The sequence below is a fragment of the Bradyrhizobium sp. INPA03-11B genome (assembly GCF_040446015.1).
Taxonomy (GTDB): domain Bacteria; phylum Pseudomonadota; class Alphaproteobacteria; order Rhizobiales; family Xanthobacteraceae; genus Bradyrhizobium; species Bradyrhizobium macuxiense_A.
This window is the reverse complement of the sequence record NZ_JASGSR010000042.1, coordinates 41,779-65,532: the sequence shown is the minus strand read 5'-3', so window position 1 is coordinate 65,532 and position 23,754 is coordinate 41,779. Positions and strand designations below refer to the sequence as shown.

The window sequence follows — 23,754 nt, the reverse complement described above, 5'->3', positions numbered from 1 at the left end:
TCACAATTCCTTTCTGAATAGTAATGTCCCGGCCTACCCGGTTAAGCACGGACTGGGCAAGTATGCCGGCTCGAGACAACGCCTCCGCACTTGCAGTATTCGAGAGCGCGTCGGCAATGGTGCTGAACAAGACGGTTAGGCTGAGCGCAAAAATGGCGAGCGCTACCACGACCTCGATCACCGTAAAGCCGCGCTCGTTCGATCGCGCATCGAACGCTCTTCGGGGGGGCGGACAAGTGGTCTGTCCGCACTTGTACTGATCCGTTAGCCGGCAATCGATATTCGTCCCGCGAAACATCGAGCTGCAGGACCTCAGACACCAGTTGTCGATGATTTCCACGTGCCATTGATGAGGCATCGGTCAACACCGTTCCGCTATGCGAGGCTCACCTGTCAGCCAGTGGACGCAGATGGAGGCATGCTCTTGGTTAAGTACGAGACGTAGATCGCCTCCTGTCGATGATCCGTCGGGAAAGAAGCGGAATCCGCCCATCGATGCCGTGGCGCGTTCCGGCTCGGCTACTCTAAGTTCCGCTACGATATCGGATGGAAAGCGCTGAAGCGGAACAACCGCGGACTGGAATGTTCTGCGGCCGACGTCGACGTTCATAACGAGCGGCGAATTGCGCGCGATTGCGCTGGTGCGCGTGAGCCGCAGCGCAGTGACAATCTCCCGCGCAGCAGCCTGGAGCTGCCAATGAGCCGACGGGCGCATCAGGTTCGGCATAGCAATCGTTGCGATCAGCGCGATGATGGTCAGTACCGCCAACATCTCGATCAGACTGTAACCTGCGGAGAGGCGGAGATTTTCTGTATCGTGGCGGGTCATCGGAAGGCGATATCGTTGATGCTCAGAATGGTGCTGATGACGGTCATGATCAGGCCCCCAATGACGATGGCAATCGCGAGGGTAAGGGCGGGCGTCAGCAGCTTCATGAACCGCGCGACGCTGTGCTGGGTTTGCTGCTCGAACATCACGGCAAGACGGGTCAACATGCGATCGAGCTTGCCCGCCTCTTCGCCGATCGAAATAATGCGAATGGCTACCGCCGGAAAAACTGTCTCGGCGCGAAGCGCTCTGTGCAGTGCGACACCTTCCCGGATTGCATCGATTGCGCGGTCCATACCAGCGCCGACATAGCTGTTGTCAATGACCGTGCGGGCAGAACTCGCCGCCTGCAGCAACGGAACCCCGGCGCGAAGAAGTGTTCCCAGGGTTCGCGCAAAGCGCGCGGTCTCGCGCCGAAGGGCAAACGAGCCGTAGATTGGAAGTTGCAACAGCCTGCGCTCAAGGACCATCCGGGCCGACGGTCGGGTGACGACGAAAGCGAAAGTCGCAAAACATAGGCCCGCAAACATTGTCAGTGCAAAAATGATCTCCGGCCAATGGGCTTGGAGACTGACGATCGCATTGATCGCTGCCGGCATGGGCCGGCCATTTTCTGCAAGGATCGGAGCGATACTGGGGATCAGTCCGCCGACGACGATCGCGACGGAAATGAGACTCAAACCGATCATAATGGCGGGGTAGGTGAGGGCCGATCGGATTTCCGCGCGGATTTCGGCACGGCGCTCCAGCAGGCTCGCCAGCTCGTCGAGCACCTCACCGACCCGGGCACCGATCTCGCCGGCGCGCACCACGCTGACGTACTCCGTCGTAAACACCCGGGGCCGCTTCTGCATTGCGTCCGAAAGCGTAGCGCCGTCAAGGATATCGGCCAACAGTCCTTCGGAAAGCTCGCGAACCTTTGCAGATGTCGTTTGCTCTGAAAGAATGCGAAGCGCATCGTCGAGCGGCACCTCAGCAGCGTGGAGGGTGGCGAACTCGCGGGTGAAGGCTGTCAGATCCTCAGCGCGAGCATCGTCCTTCGACGTAAGATCACGTCGCCACCACGGGAGTTTTGCGTTTCCAGTGATCTGCAGTCGAAACGGCGTGAGGCCGCGTGCCCAGAGCAGATCGCTTGCGCCCGCCTCGGAAGCGGCCTCGACGCCGCCTTCGGCGAGTTCACCGTGACTATCATAGGCTTGATATCGGAATGTCGGCATCGAGTATCTTTCAATGAGTCACTCGAAGGTTCGCCGCGCCGTCTGCTCGATCGGTCGGGGATCGTGAAAATCGCGCGGCGAGTAGATCGATAGCTGCTTTCGAAACTCGTCCGTGACCGACCGCGTTTCGCTCAACGTCCGCATGACGTGCGGTGTGATGATGACGATCAGTTCGGTCTTTGCGATCTTGTTGTCCTTGAACTTGAAGGCGTTTCCGATGACGGGGATGTCCCCCACGATCGGAATCTGAGTGTGTGAAATAGAACGGTTGTTCTGGATCATGCCGCCCAATGCCAGACCTTCTCCGTTGTTGACGACGACGCTCGTCTTGATGCGGCGTTGATGAATTGTGGGAGAATCGATGGTCGAGGTAGTAGTCGAGTCCACGGTCGAGACTTCTTGCTCGATGTCGAGCAGAACGCGGCCGCTCTCGTTGATCCGCGGCGTGATCGAGAGGATGACGCCCGTGTCCTTGTAGGTGACCGAGTTCACGATCGGGGCGCCGGGGGTCAGGACGCTGGACGCGGATTGTGTTGTGATTGGAACCTGATCGCCGATCTGCAGATACGCTGTCTTGCTGTCCATTGCGGTCAGGGTCGGCGACGAAATGACGTTGACGTCAGTGATCGAATTCAGGGCATTGAGCGTTGCGGTGATATTTGCTGCCGTCAGGGCATATGAGAAGCCGGGGAATGCGGAGGTCACGGCCCCGGTTGCGAGATCGCTGAAGGTCAAATTTGAATTCTTGTTATTGAGGTACCAGCGCAGGCCGAACTTGAGCTCGTCGCTTAGCGTGATCTCGGCGATCGTTGCCTCGATCATGACCTGTGTAGGGAGGGCGTCCAGGCTCTCGATGACCCGCATGATCCGCCGATAATCACTTCGGGTGGCCTCGATCAGGATCGCATTCTTGGCGTCATCGGCGACGATCCTCATGCGTGGATCTTCGGCTCCGCCGTCGGTTCCGGTTTGCGAAGGTCGATCCTGGTTCGCCGGCGGCGTGCTCGACGGAAAAGAAGCGCTGGAGACTGCCGTGCTCTGGCCGAACGATGTGCTTTGCGTTGGGGAAGCGCTGGCTGACGAGGGCAATCCAGATGTTGTTGAGCCGCCAAAGGGCGACGCCCCGCCGGACGGGAAACCGCTTGTCGGAGGGGAGTTCGACGAACTCGATTGCAGCTTGGCTTCGCGATACTGCGGAGAGACGTTACGGCTCGCCGAGCTTCCAGATGAGGCCGTTTCTTTGGACAGGATCGCCTGGACGACGTCGACCAGTTCCTGAGCACGGCGGTTTTGCACCGAATAGGTGTAGAACTGCTTCTCGCTGCCTTCGGCGCGCGCGTCGAGTTTGCGTATCCAGGTGCCCGCCCGAGTTAAATAGGTGCGCTGAGGTGAAATGACCAGGATGGCTTTCAGCCGCTTGTTGGGCAGAAAGCGCACCATTCCCGCCATCGGGCCCTCGCGGTCGGATCCGAATACATTGCGCAGTTCGTCGACAATTGCGTCCGGTTGCGAACTCGACACCGGGAAAATCGCAAATGACATTCCTTTCATGACGTCCACATCGAACAGGGAGATCGCATCAAGGGTGTTGGCAATCTCCCGGTCGCTCCCGGACAGCGTGATGAGGTTGCGTGCGTCGTCGGTTCGGACGATGCTTCCCCGCGGAACGATCGGCTCGAGCACCCGCCGCATCTCGGAGGCCGCGACATACTTGAGCTGAACTATACGCAGTCCTGAGCCGGGTTTGCCGTCTTCCACAAGCTTGCCGCCGACTTGAAGACCTGCCCCGATGGCAGCCTGGTCGATCGGCACAATCCGATACATGCCTTTGTCGTTGATGACGGCCGCGCCGTTCGCGCGAAGGGCTGCCTGAAACAGATCAATCACCTCTGAACGCGGAACTGGCCGCGGTGTCTGGATGGTGATCTTACCCTCAATGCCAGGGTCGACGGTATAACGAGCCGACAGAATATCCCCTAGCACCGCCTTGGCAGCTTGAGGGGCCGGTACGTTGACGAGGTTGAGCGTGACGCCGTCGGATTCGTTACGCAGGACTGCTTCTTCCGCATTCGGCTGCGGGTCGCCAACAAACCGGCCCGTGCCTTCGATGATCGTTGGCGGAGGCGGACGCGTGTCGCCAAGCAGCGCGGTGCCGCGTGAGGACGTGCGTGCGTTTTGGTTGCCGTCGCGGAGCATCGCTGAGGCATTGCTCCAGGTGGTCGTTGGTCCGGCCGTGTCGACAAGCTGGCAGCTCGACATCAACAATGAAAAAGAGATCAGCAATCCATGACGATAGATGGCAACAGGCACGCGCCTCTTCCTCTTCACTCGGGCTCAACTCTCGACGGGCCTGTTGGCAATATTCGTCGGCAGTAGCGGAGCGAATTCATATCGCGACGTTGAGGCGACGGGAAAGTGCACGTCGGTGGTGGGGACGGCAAAATATTTTTCGGAAAGAGTTGCGGGTTGTCGTCTGCTCAAACGTCGACTGAAGCGCGAGGTATGTGGCTGCCGTCAAGCAGTCAAAGAATCTGGCTTCTTGTCGATTTCTCAGAAATCGTTGCGGGTTGTCACATAGATGGTCGTCTACTAGTGCAAGAGCTTCGGTCCTCGAGGCCGTGCTCGACGAAGTCGCGAGGAAAGAGCAAGCCGCGCGAAAGAAGATAATAAAAAAAGTTTGCGGGTTGTTCCATGTGGAGTCGTCTACCTAACGGAGACGCAGCATTTGGGCGGACGATGCTCGAGAACCGTAGTCGAGTAGGGGTTTTGGGTTAGGGGTGGATGAATGGGGCGGGTTGGGTTTTCGCTGGCCGCTGGCTTTCGCCGGCGAGCGGGCGGGTTGTGCGTCAACTGCGACAACCAAATCCTGCAGTGAAGTTGTGTTTGTCGACGGTCCAGCGAGCGGCTTCCGAAGGCCGATTGCGGCGGTCGCACGAGAAGAGTTGGGTGGTTGATGGGCCGCGCGAGCTGTCGTGCGTAGAGGTTGTAATTGTTCTCGTCGATACTGCTATTGAATGAGGGTGTTGGGGATGCAAGTCGAATCCGTCGCTGGTCTTGGCCGGCGTGCATGTGCGTACGTGTCCAGGTCAGTTTTGGCTTTGGCTGTCTTTCACTTGGTCCTGTTTCCGATCGAGGCCTCCTCGGGTACGATGGCGCTGCAGGGTCAGTTTTCAGTCAGTCAGAACGGCGCGGGCACCTACAGTATTCCTATCGCAGTGCCGCCAGGCACGGCCGGTATGGCTCCGACTCTGTCTCTCCAATACAGCAGTCAAGATGGCAACAGTCTGTTGGGGATGGGGTGGGCTCTTGCCGGTCTCTCGTCGATCGTGCGTTGTCCGCGGACTTTGGCGCAGGAGGGCGCACTCGGTAATGTCAATGATGATGCTAACGATCGCTTCTGCCTGGACGGGCAGCGACTCGTCGCCATCAGCGGTACTTATGGAGCCGACGGCACCGAGTATCGCACCGAGATTGACACCTTTTCTAAGATCATTTCCCACGGCACCGCGGGTAGCGGGCCGGCTTGGTTCGAGGTGCACACCAAGTCTGGGCAGATAATGGAGCTCGGACATACGACCGACTCGCTCATTCTGGCCCAGGGAAAAACCACAGCCCGATCGTGGGCGGTCAACAAGGTAAGCGACGTTAAGACCAATTATTTCACGGTTACGTACACCAACGATACGGCCAACGGTCAATATTATCCGGGCATCATCAAATATACCGGCAACGCAGCTGCGTCCGTGGATCCGTACAATTCCGTGCAGTTCGTCTATGCGTCTAGACCAGACATCGTTCCGCGCTATCAAGCCGGATCGCTGTCTCAGACCACAGTTCGCTTGGCCACTGTCCAGACCTATGTCGGGACTTCACTCGTAGCGAGCTACCAACTCGCTTACGATCAGAACCCGTCCACTCAATCCAGCGTGCTCGCAAGTGTGACGGTGTGTAGCGATAATGGCCGCAACTGCCTTCCCTCAACTGTCTTCTCGTCGCAGAACGGCGCGTCGGCGCCAATGCTGAATTTTTTGAATCTTGCGAATGCCAACGGCGCCTATATCGGTTGGGTCCCGACATTCGCCGACTTTAATGGGGACGGAAAGACCGACATCTTTTGGGATTTCCAGTCTCCCAATGCGGACGGTCGATCGTCTGGCAGTCGCATCATCTGGCTCAGCAACGGCGACGGGACGTTCGCGGTAATCTACAACGTTGCTGGAGCTGATGGCTACTACAATGGCTGGCATGCGTCGTTCGGCGACTTCAACGGTGATGGAAAGACCGATGTCCTATGGGATGACGAGGGGGGCTATTCGGATGGTCGTTCGTCTGGCCATCGCGTACTTTGGCTCAGCAACGGCGATGGTACGTTCGCAGGGATCTACAACGTTGCTGGAGCTGACGGCTACTATATCGGGTGGCGCGCTTACCTCGTTGACCTGAATGGAGATGGAAAGTCCGACATCTTTTGGGACAATCAAGCCGACAATGCAGATGGTCGTTCATCTGGCAATCGTAACGCTTGGATCAGCAATGGTGATGGAACATTTTCCGCAGTAGGCAATCTCAACGGCGCGGACGGATATTTCATCGGTTGGCGTGCCTCGTTCGCGGATATCGATGGCGATGGCAGAGCTGACATCATCTGGGACACCGGTGCGAGTAATTATTCGGATGGTCGATCGTCGGGCACCCGGATCCTCTGGATGAACACCGGAAACAATACATTCGCTCAAATCAACAACGTTGCTGGAGCAGATGGCTACTATACTGCGTGGCGGGCGCTGTTCGCTGATTTCAATGGCGATGGAAAGACCGATATCCTGTGGGATTACCAAGGCGACTACAGTGATGGCCGCTCGTCGGGGAAGCGCGTCTTGTGGCTCAGCAAAGGAGACGGGACCTTCTCGGGGGTATCGAATGTTGCAGGAGCCGATGGCTACTATGCCGGATGGCGCTGCCTGTTTGCGGACTTCAACGGTGACGGCAAAGCCGACATTCTGTGGGACAATGAGACCGCGGATGGCCGATCTCAGGGTGTGCGGATTCTGTGGCTCAGCAAGGGAGACGGCACGTTTTCGGTAAATTACAACGTTGGCGGATTCGACAGTTACTATAACGGATGGTCTCCAGCGGTCGCTGACTTCAACGGAGATGGCAAGGCAGATGTGTTCTGGAATTTTGTCAATGTGGGCACGTTGGTCAACGTCAGCAACGGGTCACCCAATCAACTCAACGTTGGTCCTTCGCAAGGCCAAAGGAGCATGTGGCTAAGTGATGGTGTGTCGTCGGACTTGGTTTCTGCCATAACGACTGGCCTTGGTGCGAAGACCACGATCTCGTATTCGCCCCTGTCGAACGGAAATGTCTATAGCAAGGATACGACGGCGGTCTATCCGCAGACGGATTTTCAGCTTCCGTTGAATGTGGTGTCGCAGATTGGTGTTTCGAATGGCATTGGAGGCACGTATGGCTCGACCTACCGCTATGTCGGAGCAAAGCTTGATTTGAGCGGAAGGGGCTTCCTCGGGTTTCGGCAGATGACGGTGAACGATCTTCAAACCGGCATCTCCAGTACGACGGCATACCGGCAGGACTTTCCTTACGCCGGCCTGGTCGCGTCGGCGACGAAGGCGCTCGGAAGCCTGACACTGAGCAAGTCGACCAACACTTACCAGTTCAGCAATGCGAGCGGCGGGGCAACGATCGGGCCCATGGGAGCACCATATCGCGTGTCGTTGTCGCAGAACGTTTCGAGTGGCGCCGACCTCGATGGGACGGTGCTGCCCTCGGTAACGACCACGCACCAATACGATGCCTACAACAACGCGACGCAAGTGGTGGTGTCGACATCGGACGGGTTTAGCAAGACCACAACTGGCACCTACACCAACGATAAGACCAATTGGTATCTGGGAAGGCTGACCAGGGCTACGGTTTCGAGTGTCGCCCCCTGATTGCGAGTTATCGATCGACCGGCGGAGAGGGCGGCCCTCCGCCGTGCGGAGATGTCGTTGGTAAGTGTGGACGTTTGGGGCGGGTGAGCGCGACGTGTTTGCTGCTCTGGTTGGGTTCTTCGCTGTTTCGGTGCGTCTGGCTCGCAGTCGTGCCGATGCGAATGTTCGCGAGAATGGGACCGTTTTGGATTTGGGGTTTGGGGATTAAGCATGATCGATATCGTGAAGCCGTCTGTGGCGGTTGCCCTAGCCTTGCTGTTGGCAAGCCCGGCATTTGCAGCAGGCACCATCACGCGAACGTCGTCATTCGCGTACGACGCCCAAGGCGTCCTGATCCAGGAGGTGGTGGAACCCGACACACCGGCGCTGCGGCTGCAGATCGACTACGGTCGGGATGGGTTCGGCAACAAGGTCTCAGTGACAGCCTCCGGCGTCGACATCGCGAGCCGCGCCGCGCTTTCCAGCTTCGATGCCAAGGGACAGTTCGTCAGCTCTAACACCAACGCGCTGAACCAGAGCGAGAGCTTCCAATATGATGCGCGCTTTGGTCAGCCGACCAGTCACAGCGGCCCCAACGGACTGACCACGACCTGGAGCTACGACGGCTTCGGTCGCAAGGTTCAGGAGATCCTTCCCGACGGAACGCAGACCAAATGGACCTACCAGTTCTGTAGCGGTATCAATGGCGGCGCTGCATCCTGTGTGACCGGTGCCGTCTACCAGGTCCAGGCGACGCCTTATGCAGCGGACGGCGCGACCGTAAACGGCCCGGTCGTGATCGTCTATTTCGACATGCTAGACCGTGAGATCACGAGCCAGACCCAGGGGTTTGACGGTGGTGCGGTCATGGCCACCAAGACCTACGATGCGCTCGGACGCTTGTCGAAGGTCAGCCGGCCCTCTGCGAGTGGTGCTCAGCCGCAGCTCACGACGATGACCTATGACGGACTCGGCCGGGCCACGCAGGTGACCAAGCCTGACGGCAGCGCGTCGCAGACGGCCTATCACGGTCTGACCGTTACCGAGACCAACGCGCTTAGTCAAACCCGCACCTCAACCAGGAACAGCCAGGGTAACGTGATCTCGATCACCGACGCGCTCGGCAAGACCATGGCTTATGGCTATGACGCGGTCGGTCAGCTCGTCAGCACCACCGATGCCGAGGGAAATGTGACTGCGACAGCATACGACCTGCGCGGCCGCAAGACCTCGGGCACCGATCCCGATCTCGGCAGCTCGACCTATGTGTGGGACACGCTGAGCGAGCTCGTCAGCCAGACCGACGCCAAGAGCCAGACCACGACCCTGGCCTACGACAAGCTTGGCCGGGTGGTGCGGCGGGCTGAGGTCGACATGACCTCGGAGTGGACCTACGACACCGCCGCGAACGGCATCGGCAAGCTGGCCTCGTCAAGCATCACCGCGGGGCCCGGTGCAGGCTTTTCCCGGGCGATCGGCTATGACGCGCTCGGCCGCGCATCGCAGGTAGCAACCACCATCGACGGCACGACCTACACGATGAGTGCGGCCTATGACACCAATGGCCGCCCGGCCAAGGTGACCTATCCATCCGGCTTCGCCGTGCGCTATGGCTACACCAGCCTCGGCTATTCCAGCCAATTGCTCGACGATGCGAGCGGGCAGCCCTACTGGACCGCGAATGCGACGGACGCGGTGGGACACCTGACCCAAGAAACCGCGGGCAACGGCATCGTTACCAGCCGTAGTTTTGATGCCACGACGGGACGGTTGCTCGCAATCGGGACCGGCACCGGCAACGCCGTGCAGAGCCTGGCCTTTACCTGGGACGCGCTCGGCAATCCGCTGTCGCGCAGCGACGCCAACACCAATCTGAACGAGACCTTCGGCTACGATGCGCTCAACCGCCTGACGTCCACGACGGTCAATCTGACGCCGACGCCGTTGGCGAAGACCTTCAGCTACAGCCCGGTCGGCAATATCCTGTCGAAATCGGATGTCGGCACCTACAGCTACCCGGCACCGGGCTCGGCGCAGCCGCATGCGGTGACCAGCATCAGCGGCGGCACGATTAGCACGACCTTCAGCTACGATGCCAACGGCAACCAGATTGCGGGGCTCGGGCGCAGCATCAGTTGGACGTCCTACAACAAGCCGGCGAGCATTACGCAAGGCACGAGGACCATCAGTTTCCTCGACGATACCGCCCACCAGCGCTTCAAGCAGGTGACCCCGGAAGGCACGACGCTCTACATCTCAGCCTTCGGGGTGATGGCGGAGATCACGAGTCCCGGCGCGCCGGCGCAACGCTGGACTGAATATCTGTCGGTGTCCGGCTCGCTCGTCGGCATGCGCAGCACGGCATCCGCGACGACGGCGCTGCGCTATTTCCACACCGACCATCTCGGCTCGATCTCGGTCATCACCAACGAAAGCGGCGCGGTGGTGGAGCGGCTCTCCTATGATGCCTGGGGCAAGCGGCGCAATCCCAACGGCAGCGACGATCCCTCCGGCGGCCTCACCAGCCAGACCAATCGCGGCTTCACCGGCGAGGAGCAACTCTCGGTCGCTGGACTCGTGCATCTGAACGGCCGGGTCTACGATCCGCTCACCGCGCGGATGACCAGCGCTGACTCCATCGTTCCCAACGCCGCCGACATGCAGGCCTGGAACGCGTACTCTTACGTCAACAATCGGCCGGGCAGCTTCACGGATCCCAGCGGTCATGATCCCGTGTACACGCTGCCTGAAATCATCGTTGGGCCGCCGACACCCGTTCCCTTCATCATCGGAGGGAGCGGCGGAGGCGGGGTCGGGGTGTGCAACTGCGAGTGGAATGGCGAGATCGTGTATCTGCCCGGCTTGGGCGGCGGATCGAACGGTGGGTCACTGTCGGCCGCCTCGTCCATGCCGCGCTTCTCAACGGCTGGGCTTGGCGGCCTTGGCGGCAGCTTCAATCCGGTGGCGGCGCACAACCTCATTGCCGCGGCCACCAACGCCGCCGCCGACTACTATCGATCGCAAGGGTATTTTGTGGTCGCCCATCCGAGCTGGGGCGTCGTGGAGGTCTACAGCAGTCCGTACGGGAACAAGAAGCCCGCTCAGCCGGCGTCAGGTTCCTCTTCCGGGGCGCAGCCGTCGTCCTCGCCTGCGCAAACTTCCAATACAGTGCCCCCGGCCGGTGGTGGCATGGCTGTCGGTGGAGCTGTTCGTGGTGGCCAGCCCGCCGCATCGACCGCGGGAGGAGGGAGCTTTTGGAATCAGCCCGTTCCCACGGTTGACGATTACGGGCGAGTCATCTGTTCAGATTGTCAGACGATGGGCAGTTCTACCGTGACAGCCGCGACTTTCGTGGGAGGGCTTGGCTTGGCAGGCCTTGGTCTGGCAGCAGTTGAAACAGCACTAGTTGCTGATAGCCTAGTTGTCGATGCCGGGGTAGAGTTCGGAACTGTTCTACGCAACGGAACAGTAGCGGGGGCGTCTCCGCTTGGAGCGGCTCCAAACCTCGCGCGTCTCGGCGCAAAATTCGGAATCAATGCCAACAGTGAAGTTGGAGCAAATATACTCCAAAACCTCAATACACCCGTGGCCAATTTCATCGCGCAGAACAGACTTGCAGGTATCCTACGCGAATTCCCTGGGCAATACCTTAACAAAACGGTTGGACAGGCATTGCAAGAGGGTGGATCAACGGTCCGGAAGCTCCTGCTAGACTCGAGGTTTGCGAAACAATGAAAAACGATCAATGGTTTAGCACCAAGCTTCGCTTTGTCGTCATGGTAGAGCCCATAGGTGGCGATACCCTAAATGACTGTGTGTATCTGTTAAGGGCCACTGATTTCGATGCTGCCTTCGATAGAGCATTAAGCATCGGTCAAGCCTCGCAGAAGGAATATCTCAACGCCATGGGGCAGCGCGTTCAGTGGAGATTCGTTGAGGTTATCTCTCTCGATGTGATTCGATCAGATAACCTAGACGGGTGCGAAGTATATTCCGAGCCTGTTCACCTCAATAATCAAGAGGTGCTTCCGTTCGAAGCAGAATTTAGTCCTGAGACCTCGAAACCGATACAAACCATATGATGGGAATTGCTCTGATGGTGTGCCTAACCCCTCGTTGGTAGTTTTAGTGCTTAGTCGCCGCTTGCACCTACAGCTACCCGGCGCCGGGCTCGGCGCAGCCGCACGCGGTGACCAGCATCAGCGGCGGCACGATCAGCACGACCTTCAGCTACGATGCGAACGGCAACCAGATCGCGGGGTTCGGCCGCAGCATCAGCTGGACCTCCTTACAACAAGCCGGCGAGCGCAAGGCTCGAGCTCCATCAGCTTCCTCGACGATACCGCCCATCAGCGCTTCAAGCAGGTGACGCCGGAAGGCACGACGCTCTACATCGCAGTCTTCGGGTGATGGCGGAGATCACGAGCCCCGGCGCGCCGGCGCAGCGCTGGACCGAGTATCACTGTCCCTGTGTCGCTCGTCGGCATGGGCGGTAAGGCGCCGTGCGCGACTGTCACACGGACCATCTCGGCTCGATCATTACAAACGAGACCGGCGCGATGGTGGAGCGGCTCTCTTGCGATGCCTGCTGATCTCGCTTCTCCCCTTTGTGGCGCACGTGAAAATATTCTTCAGAATTTGTTGCGGGTTGTTTCTGCCGGATTCGTCTATCTATTGGAGAGATAGCGTACGGGTACCTATTCACCCCTAACGTGTGATGGGTTTGAAGCATGCTCGATGTTCATTCGCGCAACGCGGTTTGGCGCGCCTATAGATTCGTTGCGGCGGCAATTCTTTTGCTTGCCCGTAACAGAGTTGGCTTGTGGCATTCACTCTGGAGTGGATTGAGGAAATCCCTTTCCCGACGCGTTAACCTCCGACCATCTCTGATCGAAAGTGCGCAGCTGGAAGCCGAGCAGTTTTGCTTGACGTTTGAAGCTATCGCTCGGCGGGTGATGTGCTCCACCGTTTTGATGCGCGACGTCCTTGATCAGGTACGTCGGCGTAGCTCCATAGGTTATCGCTCCGCAGTGTTTGCTGCCGTCTTTCCCATCGTGATTAGCGGTTGCGACGTGGCGATCGCCGGCAGTCCGATGGCGATAGATGGTCAGTTCAATGTGACGCGCGTCGGCGGCGCGACTTATGCGATCCCGATCGTCGTCCCTCCAGGGACTGCAGAGGTGGTGCCAAGGCTATCGCTGACTTATTCCAGTCAAAGCGGCAACGGTCTGCTAGGCGTCGGATGGACGCTGGATGGGCTGCCATCGATCACGCGGTGTGGTCAAACAATCGTACAGGACGGCAAAGCTGCAGGCGTTGCATTTACGAGCGCTGATCGATTCTGCTTCGCGGGCCAGCGGCTCGTGGCAGCAAGCAGCAATTATGGGGCGGATGGCACGACGTACACACTGGAGCTCGAGAACTTCAGCAAAATTGTATCCCATGGGACCGCCGGAACCGGACCTGCCTGGTTTGAGATGCGCACCAAGGATGGTCGCATTCTGGAGTTCGGTCACACGTCGGATTCTCAGATCCTCGCGACGGGCCTCGCGACGGTCAGCACGTGGAGTGTGAGCAAGGTCTCCGATCTGGCTGGGAATTATTACACAGTGAGTTACTGGCAAAATACCGCGACGGGTGAAGCGCGGCCGGCTCGCATCGACTATACAGGCAACGGGGTCGGCAATTTGTCGCCGTACAATTCCGTGCGATTTCTCTATCGTGTCAGCGACAGTAATGGCCCGGCGCGATCGGACGCTATTTTATCTTATCGGGCCGGAGCTGCAGTCTCCGTTAGATCACTGCTAACCGGCGTGCAGACCTTCTCCGGATCGACGCTCGTCAGCGAATATCGCCTATCATATGCGGACGGCACCAACCAGCAATTGGATTCCGCTAGGCGGAGCCTTCTTTATAGCGTGCAACGTTGTGATTCAGTCGGCGCCTGTTTGGCCCCGACAATATTTACATATGGAGTGCAGTCCGGGCCGCTCTCAAGCCAGGCGCATTCAGCGGGGAGCCCGAGCCTGGCGGGGTACGCTCCATATGTCGCGGCTTTCAGCGGCAAGGGGCGTGATGACGTTTTGTGGGTGATGATCAACCCCGAGACGGGACAACCCACCGGGCAATTTCAGGTGTGGACAACCAACGATCTCGGTTGGAGCTTCCAACAGGGGCCTATCACCAGTGTGGGAATCGCCGGAGATGTCGAAGTTTACCTCGGAGATTTTGGCGGTACCGGCCGAATCGACATCCTGTTCAGAGGTCGAACCGCCACGAGCGGTGGCGGAATGGCCGATCAATGGGCATTGTTTGCGAGTAACGGCGACGGTACTTTTACCAGCAAGTCGAACCCATTTGGCAACATAACGACTGATCCTGATGCGCATCCTGTCATCGGAGATTTCTTTGGAAATGGCGTTAGTTCAATCCTTATGGAGAACACGCGGACTGGCTACCGGTTTTTTCTTCGAAACGACGGTGGCTATTCATTCCATGGAATGGGCATTAGCGGTCTCTCTATCTCAGGCGTGACCAGCTATGCGGCCGACTTTAACGGCGACGGTCTGGCGGATCTATTGCTTGAACAGCTCAATCCGACCACCGGTAGCCCCACGGGCGTGCGCTTTGTTGCTCTCAACAAAGGGGCCATAAGCTCCACGACTTGGCAATTTAGTAGTCCATCTCAAAACATTCAGTCTCAACTATCCGGCACGAAATTCTTTATCGGTGATTTCAACGGAGATGGTCTAGCCGATTTGCTGTTGCAAGGAGTGGCCAGTGGCGTTCCAAACGGCCTGTTCGCTACGCTCCTCAGCAAAGGAGACGGGAGCTTCGCGGAGACTGACTTTCATTGGCAAATCCAGGACTACTCTTCGTACTACATCGCGGGCGTAGGGCGGTTTTCAGGCACGGGGTTGTCTGACCTTCTGTTGGAGAAGATGGACGTCAATGGGCTCTCAACGGGCGATCGGCAGATTGGGGTGAGTAAGGGCGACGGGAGTTTTGATTTTAGAACAGCTTCTCCCGGTTCCACTCTCGTAGGATATCGTCCGTACGTTGGCGATTTTGTGGGTGGCGGTAAGGCTGGGCTCCTTTATGTGCAGGCCCAAGTGAATGCCGTCGGAGTACCAACTAGCAGCGCCTCCAACGGTTCAGTTACTGTTTGGCCCGGGGGCCTTTTTCCCTGCGATACCTTGAGCTCTGTAACCACTGGGCTAGGGGCAGTTACGTCGACCACGTTGGTACCTCTCTACGCCAATGGCGTCTATTCGGTCGGATCAGCCCTTCCCGATTACGGTAGTCTTCGGCCGCCTCGAGAGACACAAATGGTCGTCGCTGGGTTAAAGAAATCCGACGGGCTTGGCGGTACCAATTCATACGAGTTCCACTATACGCGTGGTGCGGTGGAGCCTACCGGGCGTGGATTTCTAGGCTTTGACGGGTTTTCGACGACTGACAAACAAACGCTCATCACGGTTTCAGACACATACACGAACTATGACGAGTCTTTAGGGTGCCCGTGGGATTGCCCTTGGCAGGGTATGCCATCAACTTCGGTTGTTACGATCCAGACTGGTGCGTCTACTCAGATGCTTCGCACTACGACGTTTTCATACAAAGTTCAGCAAACCAATTCGGCAGGTCCTCGTCAGCCAAAGTCTCTATTTCTTGAGCTGACGGCCAAGCATATCACAAGTGCTGATCTCGATGGCTCATCGTTCCCAGAATGGATGGCGAGCAACGTCTATGATTGCGATCAAGCATTGCCGTGCTACGGCAACGTTACAGAAAGTGTCTCCTCGCTCGTCGACCCGGCCAGCTACAGCTCGAAGACCATCAATACCTACAATTCGGCAGATAAAGCGAACTGGATCGTCGGACAGTTGGCGCAGAGTGCGGTAACGAACACTCTGTCCGGGGCGTCAGCCACGCGAACAAATGCCTTCACCTATCAACCGAGCACCGGTTTGCTCGCGTCAGCAGTAGTGGAGCCGACCAGCACAACGCTCAGGCTTGAAAATGACTACGGGCGCGATAGCTTCGGAAATATCAATGCCGTGACAACGAGCGGCGTTAACATAGCCACGCGGACCGCATCTACAGTGTGGACCTCGAACGGTGCCTTTGTGTCATCGACAACGAATGCACTTAACCAATCATCGTTGACAAGTTTTGATCCGCGTTTCGGCGTTCTAGCGAGCATCACCGACCCGAACGGTCTAGCCCAGACGGCGCAATACGACAGCTTCGGTCGATTGGCGTTGCTGTCCAAACCGAATGGGACGGGCGCTAGCTACAGCTACGCCTACTGTAGCGGCGTCTATAACGGAACTGCTATCTGTCCGGCTCTTGCTGCCTATCTGGTTCGCTCGACGCCCGTCAATGCAAGTGGCGTACAGATTGGTCCGCAGACCACACAGTATTTTGACGTTTATGATCGCGTACTTCAGTCCGACGTGCAGAGCTTTGACGGCGCCCTATCACGCGTGCAGACGCAGTATAACGCACTAGGGCGTGTGGCGAAGGTCAGTGAACCCTTTTTCGTGAACGGTGGCGCGCCAATATTTACTCAATACACCTATGACGCACTCGGTCGTGTCACGCGTGCGGTTCGTCCGGACGGCTCCTGGGATCAGCGGGACTATCACGGCCTCACCATCGTCAATTCCAATTCCAAGTCCCAGACTCAGACGGTCATTCGCAACCAACTAGACCAAATTGCAAGCGTCAAAGACACGCTTGGGAATACCACGAGCTATAGCTACGACGCGTTCGGCAATTCTATTTCGGTGAACGACCCTGCTGGCAATATCACATCTTATGCGTATGATCTTCGGGGCAGAGTCACGAGCGTGTCGGACCCGGATGTCGGGCTGCGGACATCTGTCTACGACGCGGCAGACCAGTTGATCTCTCAAGTAGATGCAAACGGCAACACTACAACGTTTGGCTACGACCTGTTGGGGCGTCTCATATCGAGGATCGAATCGGGTACCACCAGTACGTGGACCTACGATACCCAGGCCAAAGGCATCGGCAAACTGGCGACGGCCAGTACCGATGGAGGCTATCAGCGTGTGCAAGCATATGACAGCCTGGGGCGTCCGTCGCAAACTACGTTGACCATCGACGGTGTGAGCTATAGCTCCTCAACCAACTACGATTCCGTGGGTCGGTTAGGCAGTATCACCTATCCCAGCGGCTTTGCGGTCAACTACATCTACAACAGCCTTGGCTATTTGACCTCAACGCAGAGCGCTGCAACCAACGCGGCGCTCTGGACCGCCAATTCCAGCGATGCGTCACTCCGATTGACGCAGGAGACGTTCGGCAACGGTATCGTTACCAACCGGGCCTTCGACGCCAGCACGGGCAAGTTGCTATCGATTGGAGCGGGAGCAGACAATGCAGTTCAGAATCTTTCCTACGCCTGGGACACGGTCGGTAACCTCACTCAACGGGTGGATGGAACGCAGGAACTCTCCGAGACGTTTACCTATGATGCACTGAACCGTCTCACCAATGCGGATATTGCTGGCGGTGCGAGCAAGACATTCAGTTATGACGTCATCGGCAACATCATCAGCAAATCTGATGTCGGCATCTACAGCTATCCGACGTCAGGGCCAGGAGCGGTTCGACCCCACGCGGTAGCGAGCGTCGCCGGCTCCGTGAACATTGGTGTCTCCGCAATCGCGAACCCAAGCTACAGCTATGATGCCAATGGTAACCTGACCTCAGGCGGGGGCCGCAGCTTTACCTACACGGCCGCCAATCTGCCATCGACCGTCACAGCAGGATCCATCAACCTGAGCTTTGCCTACGACAGCGAGCACAGTCGTATCAAGCAGACGGCACCTGAGGGTTCTACGCTCTATTTGAACGCTGGCGGCGCGATGGCGGAGAAGTTCACGGACACCAACGGCGTTGTTAGCTCACGGAACTATCTGACTGTCGGCAGCCGGATCATCGGGCTTCACCAGGAGGCTGCTTCGGGTAATGCCCAGACGCTGTACTTCCACAAAGATCACCTGAACTCGGTCGTGGCGCTGACCGACGACAGCGGGAATGTACTCGAGCGCAATGCTTACGACGCTTGGGGCAAGCGGCGCCACCCCAACGGCTCTGACGATGCGACCAACGTCATCACCAGCCGGACCACCCGCGGCTTCATTGAGCAGGAGCATCTCGGCGATGTCGGGCTTGTCCACCTCAACGCTCGGATTTACGATCCTCAAATTGGGAGGTTCACCACGACCGATCCGATCGGCCTTGCTGGTGGCGCGAATCTCTACCGCTACGCATCGAACAATCCGCTTTCTCTTGTTGATCCGCGGGGGACTGATGCGGATGAGCTTCCAGGCATAAATGTTGAAGCGCCGGATCCGTTCTCCGGGGCCAATTCGCTCCTCGCCGGGATCGCTAATTCGGCTAACTACATTGCCGAGGTACTCAATAGCTATTCAGTGCATGCACGAGGTTTGTGGCTGGACATCGGTGGCCAGATTGTTCGCGTCTACGGCCCGCAGGGTTATAGCAACGCAATCAAGAGCTATAACGCGACGAGGCGCAGCGAAGGAGGCTACGGCGAGCATGCAGAGGGGGCATGTTCGGTGTCGGGATGTGTGGATGGCAAGAAGGCGTGGTCAGACTTTATGGCTTCCGTTGCGCAAATGAGCCAGAGGGAACGCGACGAGATCTTCAGCCCATGCCAAGCTGAATGCCAAACGCAGCAGCGCGCAGCAGCAATCGCATTTCAGACCAGCCGCAGCCCCGCGGCATCTGCGTCCATTGCGCGCACAAATGCGGAGCTCGGGGCGGCTAACCCGGGAATACCAGGAGTGGGTGGCAACATCCAGCTCGCGTCGGACAGCAGCATTGGCTTCGTCGATCTCACATTGTACGAAGGGCAAGCCAGCTATTCGGGCGTGGCGTACGGTCACGCAATAAGGGACCACGTTAACAAGAGCGAGGAGTCGTTACGACAAACCGTCCTTGGCTCGCGTGGACAGTTTCTTGGAATTGAGTATGGTGAGCGAGCAGAAGGTTCTTTCCCCAGTCTTATGGCTGCGAACAAGTTGGTGAGTGCGACTCTCGCGCAGAACGCATTCATTGTCGGAACCGTAGCGAGCGGACAACGCGGGGGCGCTGTAGTGAGAGGTGATTTTGGTTCCCCTACCGGATACGAAGCCTTTGCTACCTCAGCGCGCTCGGAAGTTGGAATCAGGTCGACCAGTCAAGTAACGGCCGTGATATCGTATCATCCGAGCTATCCAGGCAATATCTTCATACTCACTGCCTTCCCGAGCAACCCTCAATAAGGCCAGAAAGGGCAGCATGAACCCCATTGATAATGTGAAGTATCCTCTGTTCGATCGAATGGTCAGTGCTCTCTTTCAAGGCCTAGGTCGAAGTTTCTCTTCTGAAGATCAACTCCCCGCGTTCTTGCTTAGCTTTTTCAATGAGCGCGAGACTGAAGGGCTGTTGATTGAATTGCAGCAGATTGCGGCGAAGAATCTCAATGACCAGGAGTGGGAAGAGTACTGGTACAGCAGTCCAGCTTACAGTTTTCCAAAGAATGCTGAAGGTAGCGATCGGCTCGTGCGCATCGTCATGAGGGAGATTCAAGAGCGACGACGGAGAGGCGGCTCAGCTGGCACGTAGAGAAGTATTAAATATTATGCTGAAACCCTCGCTTATTCGTAGTATTTGCCTCACATGCGCGGAAGAAGTGATGTCCAAAGGCGCTCTGTGGGCGCTCGTGTGGCTCACATTCTCTATGTTCGAGATCCGCACTTGCGCGGCTGACTCATTGCTGCGCCGCCCCACCTTTGCGCCGGGGCAGGAATGGTCAATCAAGTCATCCTCAACGACAACGGCTAAGCTAATCATCGGTCGCATCGAGCCGTGGAGCGGAAGGGTTGTCGTCGAAGTCACCCTTGTCGATGTTCCTATTCCGCAGCATTTGCCGGGCGCAGGCGGAACGACAATTATTGGCCACATGCCGTTTGATGATGTAGCACTTATGGAATCAGTAGATCGCCTATTGGCAGTCAATGTGTCGACCGCGTCGAACTTCGAGAGTGGTAGCAGGCAGTGGCGAGAGGCAAAGGGAGGAGTTTTCACGGTAAGTGTTGAGAAAGCTATCGAGATCATCTTCCAGGAGATCAAGAGGTAGAACGAACGCGGACGCTGCACGCATTGCCTGATGAGGTGTTTGTGGGGCGGTACCTGGCGGAGTCGCTTGCCTCTTAGTGGTCTCTGGTTCAAGTCGCTGGTGACTCGTATTATGAGGAGCATGACCGAGCGGCGATGACCGATGTCGAACATACCCTGTTCGGCCACATCAATTGCATGCACCGCTGGTTGTCGGCCCGGGTCGGTTAGATCACGATCATCAGATCTAGAATTGGGCCTCTCTACGAGACCGTCCCGAACGGATTCCCACTCGGAAGTGCTTTCGGGCCTGCCCGTGACCGTCCGCTTCGCCGCGGCGAATCCGCCGGATCATGTTTTCGATCTGCCATTTTTCAATGAAGTGTGAGAGGAAAGCGGCGGCCGCGGGCAGCGGCGGGCCATCGACTGGACCTCAAGTACTCTGATCCATCCACCTGCGACAGCCAAGAGGGCGTCGTGCTGGTCAATCGGCGAGTGCCGCGGCGGTGTCGGCCGGCCCTGGTGGCCTCCGTCAGTTCGTTCATGGCGCGTCCAACGCAACCTCGAATGGACTGATCAAGCTCGAGGTTCGGCAGGTGCCAACGGATCATGATGCCCAGCACCGGCTTCGTTGATGGTCATTAAACAAGCAACACTCGCGGCGGGGAAGTAGACTTCGCCAACCACCGATTGACCACCGAAACCCCATGAACAAATAGCCATAACGGTGGTCAGTCAGAATCGAGCTTCATTGTTTTTGTTGATTTTTTCGATCGCTAATTACGTTCGGGACGCAGGGGCTGCGGGGCGGGCGGCGGGAGCTGAAACGCCCCTTTGAGGTTGATAGCAACCTTTTGATCTTCGTCGTTGAGATAAGCGACTGAAATCGCAGCAAATGCGGCCTCCCTCCGAGCGCACCATAAACCCACTATGCAGTTGCGACAGCCTACGCGGGTGCCGAACAGATTGGGAGCGTCTACCACCAAAGCGGTCTACGACAGGCGACCCGGGATAGCCGGGCAAAGGAGGAGCATGATCAATCCAAACGCATTCAAGACGCCGGCCCGGGTCAAATCGTCAGGCTCATAAGCTGAGGTCGGAAGGAGACGGCCGATGCAAAGGGCCGTCCATCTAGGCTGGAGCTGATTCTGCCGGACTGCCTGCGTCATTGGCTATGCGTTCGTTCTCACGATCGACCACGCCTGGTTCGAACTGACGGCGGCCTTGATCGCTGGCTTTATCGTCTTGCGCGCAAGCACGGCCGCCGGCAGGACGACGGCTGGAGTTTTGACCTTGTGCACCTCCATGCCAAGTCCGGCATCGTCGCGCAGCTCAAGCACTTCGGTTACGACGTTCGTCAGATCGTCCAGCGCTGCCAGATTATCAGCTCGTGCTCACGCGTGATCCCAGCGGCCTCGAGCGGCTGAGCTTCGCGCCCACGCCTGTTCAACCGGCTTCAGGAAGCGCGGCCTTCTTACAAAGTCGCACCAGCCACCGACAAAAGGCACGGGAGATTTCGGGGTGGTCGCTGCGCTCATCGTCCGAATCAGCTGCGCTGCCGATCATGATCGGCGGCGCAGCCTTTCGCGACCCGACTGCTGGGTCCGCAATAGGACGCTCTTACAGATTCAAAATGGCCAGGCAGAAGACATTCGGTCCGAACTCACAAAGAGAAATTGCGAAAGCGCAGCAGCAACGCGGCGCCTTTGAACACGAGCTGTATCGGGCAGCGCGCCCAAGTCCACGAGGCTACAAGTCCTTGGGGCCATTTCAATCTGTTCATTTGGAAGCTCGGCATGCGCGAACGCGCTGCTTCGCCGAGGCGGTAGCGCTCCCCCGCTACCATGCGTGACCCACTACCCGAAAAAGTGGGTTTCGCGGTGTAGCGGTCTCCGGCTACCAATCGTACGATTTTCTACGCCAAACTACGATCTTCTGCGATTTCGTAGGGCTGTCGGTAGCGTCCGAGGGCGGCTCCGCCGCGAAGCAGGGGCTCCGAGCGTGTGATCGCCAAGGAGACCGGCCAGTCCATGCACCATCCGGTTGCCTATGCAAAATCGGCAGAATGAGCACCGCCCAACTATGACGGCTTCAGCGTGGCGCGGCGGGCATGGATCAAACTCTCGACCCTGTTCGCGGCAACGTTCAATGTCGCCATATCGGCGGCATCTTCGTCTCCGCTTGCAATCTTGAGCCGCTGGTCGCTCAAGATGTCGTCGATCCGGCCCTCAATGTCGGATAACTCATCCTCGTGCTGGGCCTTGCGAACCCGGCGAGCGAGGGCAAAGAGCGCATCGAGTGCCGATTGATCAGGTTTCGATGTGCGCAAGCCGATAAACCTCCACGCTGCGGCGAGGATCGAAGCCAGTCCGCCAAGGATCATCGGAGTCAGGTAGATCGCATTGCTCCATTCGTCCAAGAAGCTCTCTTGGGTGCCGTTGAAATATTCCGCTGCACCGGCGTGGACTGGCAGGAAGGCGTCCGGATCCGTATCTGGGGCGGTGACCTGCGCAAGGATCGGCAGTTCGCCGATGAGGTCCCGGCGCGCGGCGAGAAGCGATCTTGTCAGATTGGCTATGGTGTCGGCATTAAGCTTCTTCTGCGCGACCAGGTAGAACGACACGCGTAGCGTCGTCAGGTCATCGTCCGGGACTGCCGGCGAACCTCTGAGCGTGCCCTTCGGCACGTCGAAACTTTCGTAGGCACGATGACTTTCCGCAATCGCGTCGGCCGATTCAATGGGAATGAGAACCGGCGGGGATTTCGGGTGTTGCGGGAAGAGGCTGCGCGCGAGCGACAGGTATTTTGGGGTCAGGGGAATGACGAGCAGAAGCGCGTCCACGCTCTTGGAGTCGACTGCCTGGCGCGCCTCGGGCAATGAGACGTCCTTGAACTTCACGTTCGCGCGGTCGAGGTCATATTGCTGACGCAGTGCGTTGACGACGGCTCTGTTGATCTCACCGCCGACCACGCCAATGCGACGGCCTTTCAGGCTCGCCACGTCGCTCAGCAGCGAGCCGGGAGGGGCCGCGATCAGCGCAACCGCGTGTGTAAGCACGAGGACTGCCTGGGCCTGCGACAGGTCACCCACGTCACCGCGGACGACGGCTAGGTCGACCTTGCCGGATGAAAAGGCATTGGCGGCCTCGAGGGCGCTCGATTCGCCGACAACCCGGAGTCTCACTGGCGCTGACGTGGCGGTCAGGCGACTGGAGATGGCTGACAACACCTTATTGGCTTCACCATCAAACGATCCGACCGCGGCGGTCAACGTAACCGGTCGAATGTACCAGAAATAGGCGAACAGCCCCGCACCAGTTGCCAGCAGCAATGTGCCGCTCACCATCACGATACGAAGCCAGGCCGGCAGGTTGATGGCGGTCATCGAGCAATTCTCCGACTAGAGCTAAGCCTCGCGTTGAAGCGTCGTCAACGACGCATCTCTCTGATGTAGCCGTGTCTTGTCTCTGAGCTTTATTCCATTCCGTCGGGCGAGGGATCACGGCACGGAGCTGTTCGAGCGCTGGTGACGCTTCAGAGTGACCTGGATATCAAGCTGCATTCGACGCCGCGAACCGACTTTGGCTTTGCTTTGTGATGTGTGAGATCTCAT

Annotated in this window: 12 protein-coding genes and 1 pseudogene; 8 read left to right on the top strand and 5 right to left on the bottom strand. The window is 58.1% G+C overall.

Going from position 1 to position 23,754, the window contains the following annotated elements:
- The 4 genes and pseudogenes from QMZ05_RS19450 to gspD form a co-directional block, all read right to left on the bottom strand.
- Nucleotides 1-181: pseudogene (locus QMZ05_RS19450) on the bottom strand (hypothetical protein); the annotation flags it as partial.
- Nucleotides 182-361: 180 nt separating this feature from the next.
- On the bottom strand, nt 362-829 hold the full coding sequence (locus QMZ05_RS19445; RefSeq protein ID WP_353702208.1) for a GspH/FimT family pseudopilin: 468 nt from the start codon (nt 827-829) through the stop codon (nt 362-364).
- Complete coding sequence (locus QMZ05_RS19440; protein WP_353702207.1) at nt 826-2,046, bottom strand: type II secretion system F family protein; 1,221 nt, start codon at nt 2,044-2,046, stop codon at nt 826-828. Before QMZ05_RS19440 ends, QMZ05_RS19445 begins: the two co-directional genes overlap by 4 nt.
- Before the next feature lie 18 nt (nt 2,047-2,064).
- The gene (gene gspD, locus QMZ05_RS19435; protein WP_353702206.1) at nt 2,065-4,356 is read right to left on the bottom strand and encodes a type II secretion system secretin GspD; all 2,292 of its coding nucleotides are present in this window, start codon (nt 4,354-4,356) and stop codon (nt 2,065-2,067) included.
- 719 nt (nt 4,357-5,075) lie between these two features.
- Between gspD and QMZ05_RS19430 the strand changes: the two genes are divergently transcribed.
- The 8 genes from QMZ05_RS19430 (at nt 5,076) to QMZ05_RS19395 (ending at nt 21,568) form a co-directional block, all read left to right on the top strand.
- Entirely contained in the window at nt 5,076-8,003 is a 2,928-nt protein-coding gene (locus QMZ05_RS19430) for an FG-GAP-like repeat-containing protein (protein ID WP_353702205.1), read from the top strand.
- Nucleotides 8,004-8,213: 210 nt separating this feature from the next.
- The gene (locus QMZ05_RS19425) at nt 8,214-11,717 is read left to right on the top strand and encodes an RHS repeat-associated core domain-containing protein (protein WP_353702204.1); all 3,504 of its coding nucleotides are present in this window, start codon (nt 8,214-8,216) and stop codon (nt 11,715-11,717) included.
- Complete coding sequence (locus QMZ05_RS19420) at nt 11,714-12,064, top strand: DUF4288 domain-containing protein (RefSeq protein WP_353702203.1); 351 nt, start codon at nt 11,714-11,716, stop codon at nt 12,062-12,064. The genes QMZ05_RS19425 and QMZ05_RS19420 overlap by 4 nt, the downstream gene beginning before the upstream one ends.
- Before the next feature lie 107 nt (nt 12,065-12,171).
- Nucleotides 12,172-12,351, top strand: coding sequence for a hypothetical protein (locus tag QMZ05_RS19415; RefSeq protein ID WP_353702202.1), 180 nt, complete (start codon nt 12,172-12,174; stop codon nt 12,349-12,351).
- A gap of 361 nt (nt 12,352-12,712) precedes the next feature.
- The gene (locus QMZ05_RS19410; RefSeq protein WP_353702201.1) at nt 12,713-19,306 is read left to right on the top strand and encodes an RHS repeat-associated core domain-containing protein; all 6,594 of its coding nucleotides are present in this window, start codon (nt 12,713-12,715) and stop codon (nt 19,304-19,306) included.
- 16 nt (nt 19,307-19,322) lie between these two features.
- On the top strand, nt 19,323-19,649 hold the full coding sequence (locus QMZ05_RS19405; protein ID WP_353702200.1) for a hypothetical protein: 327 nt from the start codon (nt 19,323-19,325) through the stop codon (nt 19,647-19,649).
- 70 nt (nt 19,650-19,719) lie between these two features.
- Nucleotides 19,720-20,163, top strand: a complete 444-nt coding sequence (locus QMZ05_RS19400) for a hypothetical protein (RefSeq protein ID WP_353702199.1) — start codon at nt 19,720-19,722, stop codon at nt 20,161-20,163.
- 1,114 nt (nt 20,164-21,277) lie between these two features.
- The gene (locus tag QMZ05_RS19395) at nt 21,278-21,568 is read left to right on the top strand and encodes a replication initiator protein A (protein WP_353702211.1); all 291 of its coding nucleotides are present in this window, start codon (nt 21,278-21,280) and stop codon (nt 21,566-21,568) included.
- Between the two features lie 653 nt (nt 21,569-22,221).
- Here QMZ05_RS19395 and QMZ05_RS19390 read toward each other — a convergent pair.
- Complete coding sequence (locus QMZ05_RS19390; protein WP_353702198.1) at nt 22,222-23,526, bottom strand: TAXI family TRAP transporter solute-binding subunit; 1,305 nt, start codon at nt 23,524-23,526, stop codon at nt 22,222-22,224.
- Between the last annotated feature and the right edge of the window lie 228 nt (nt 23,527-23,754).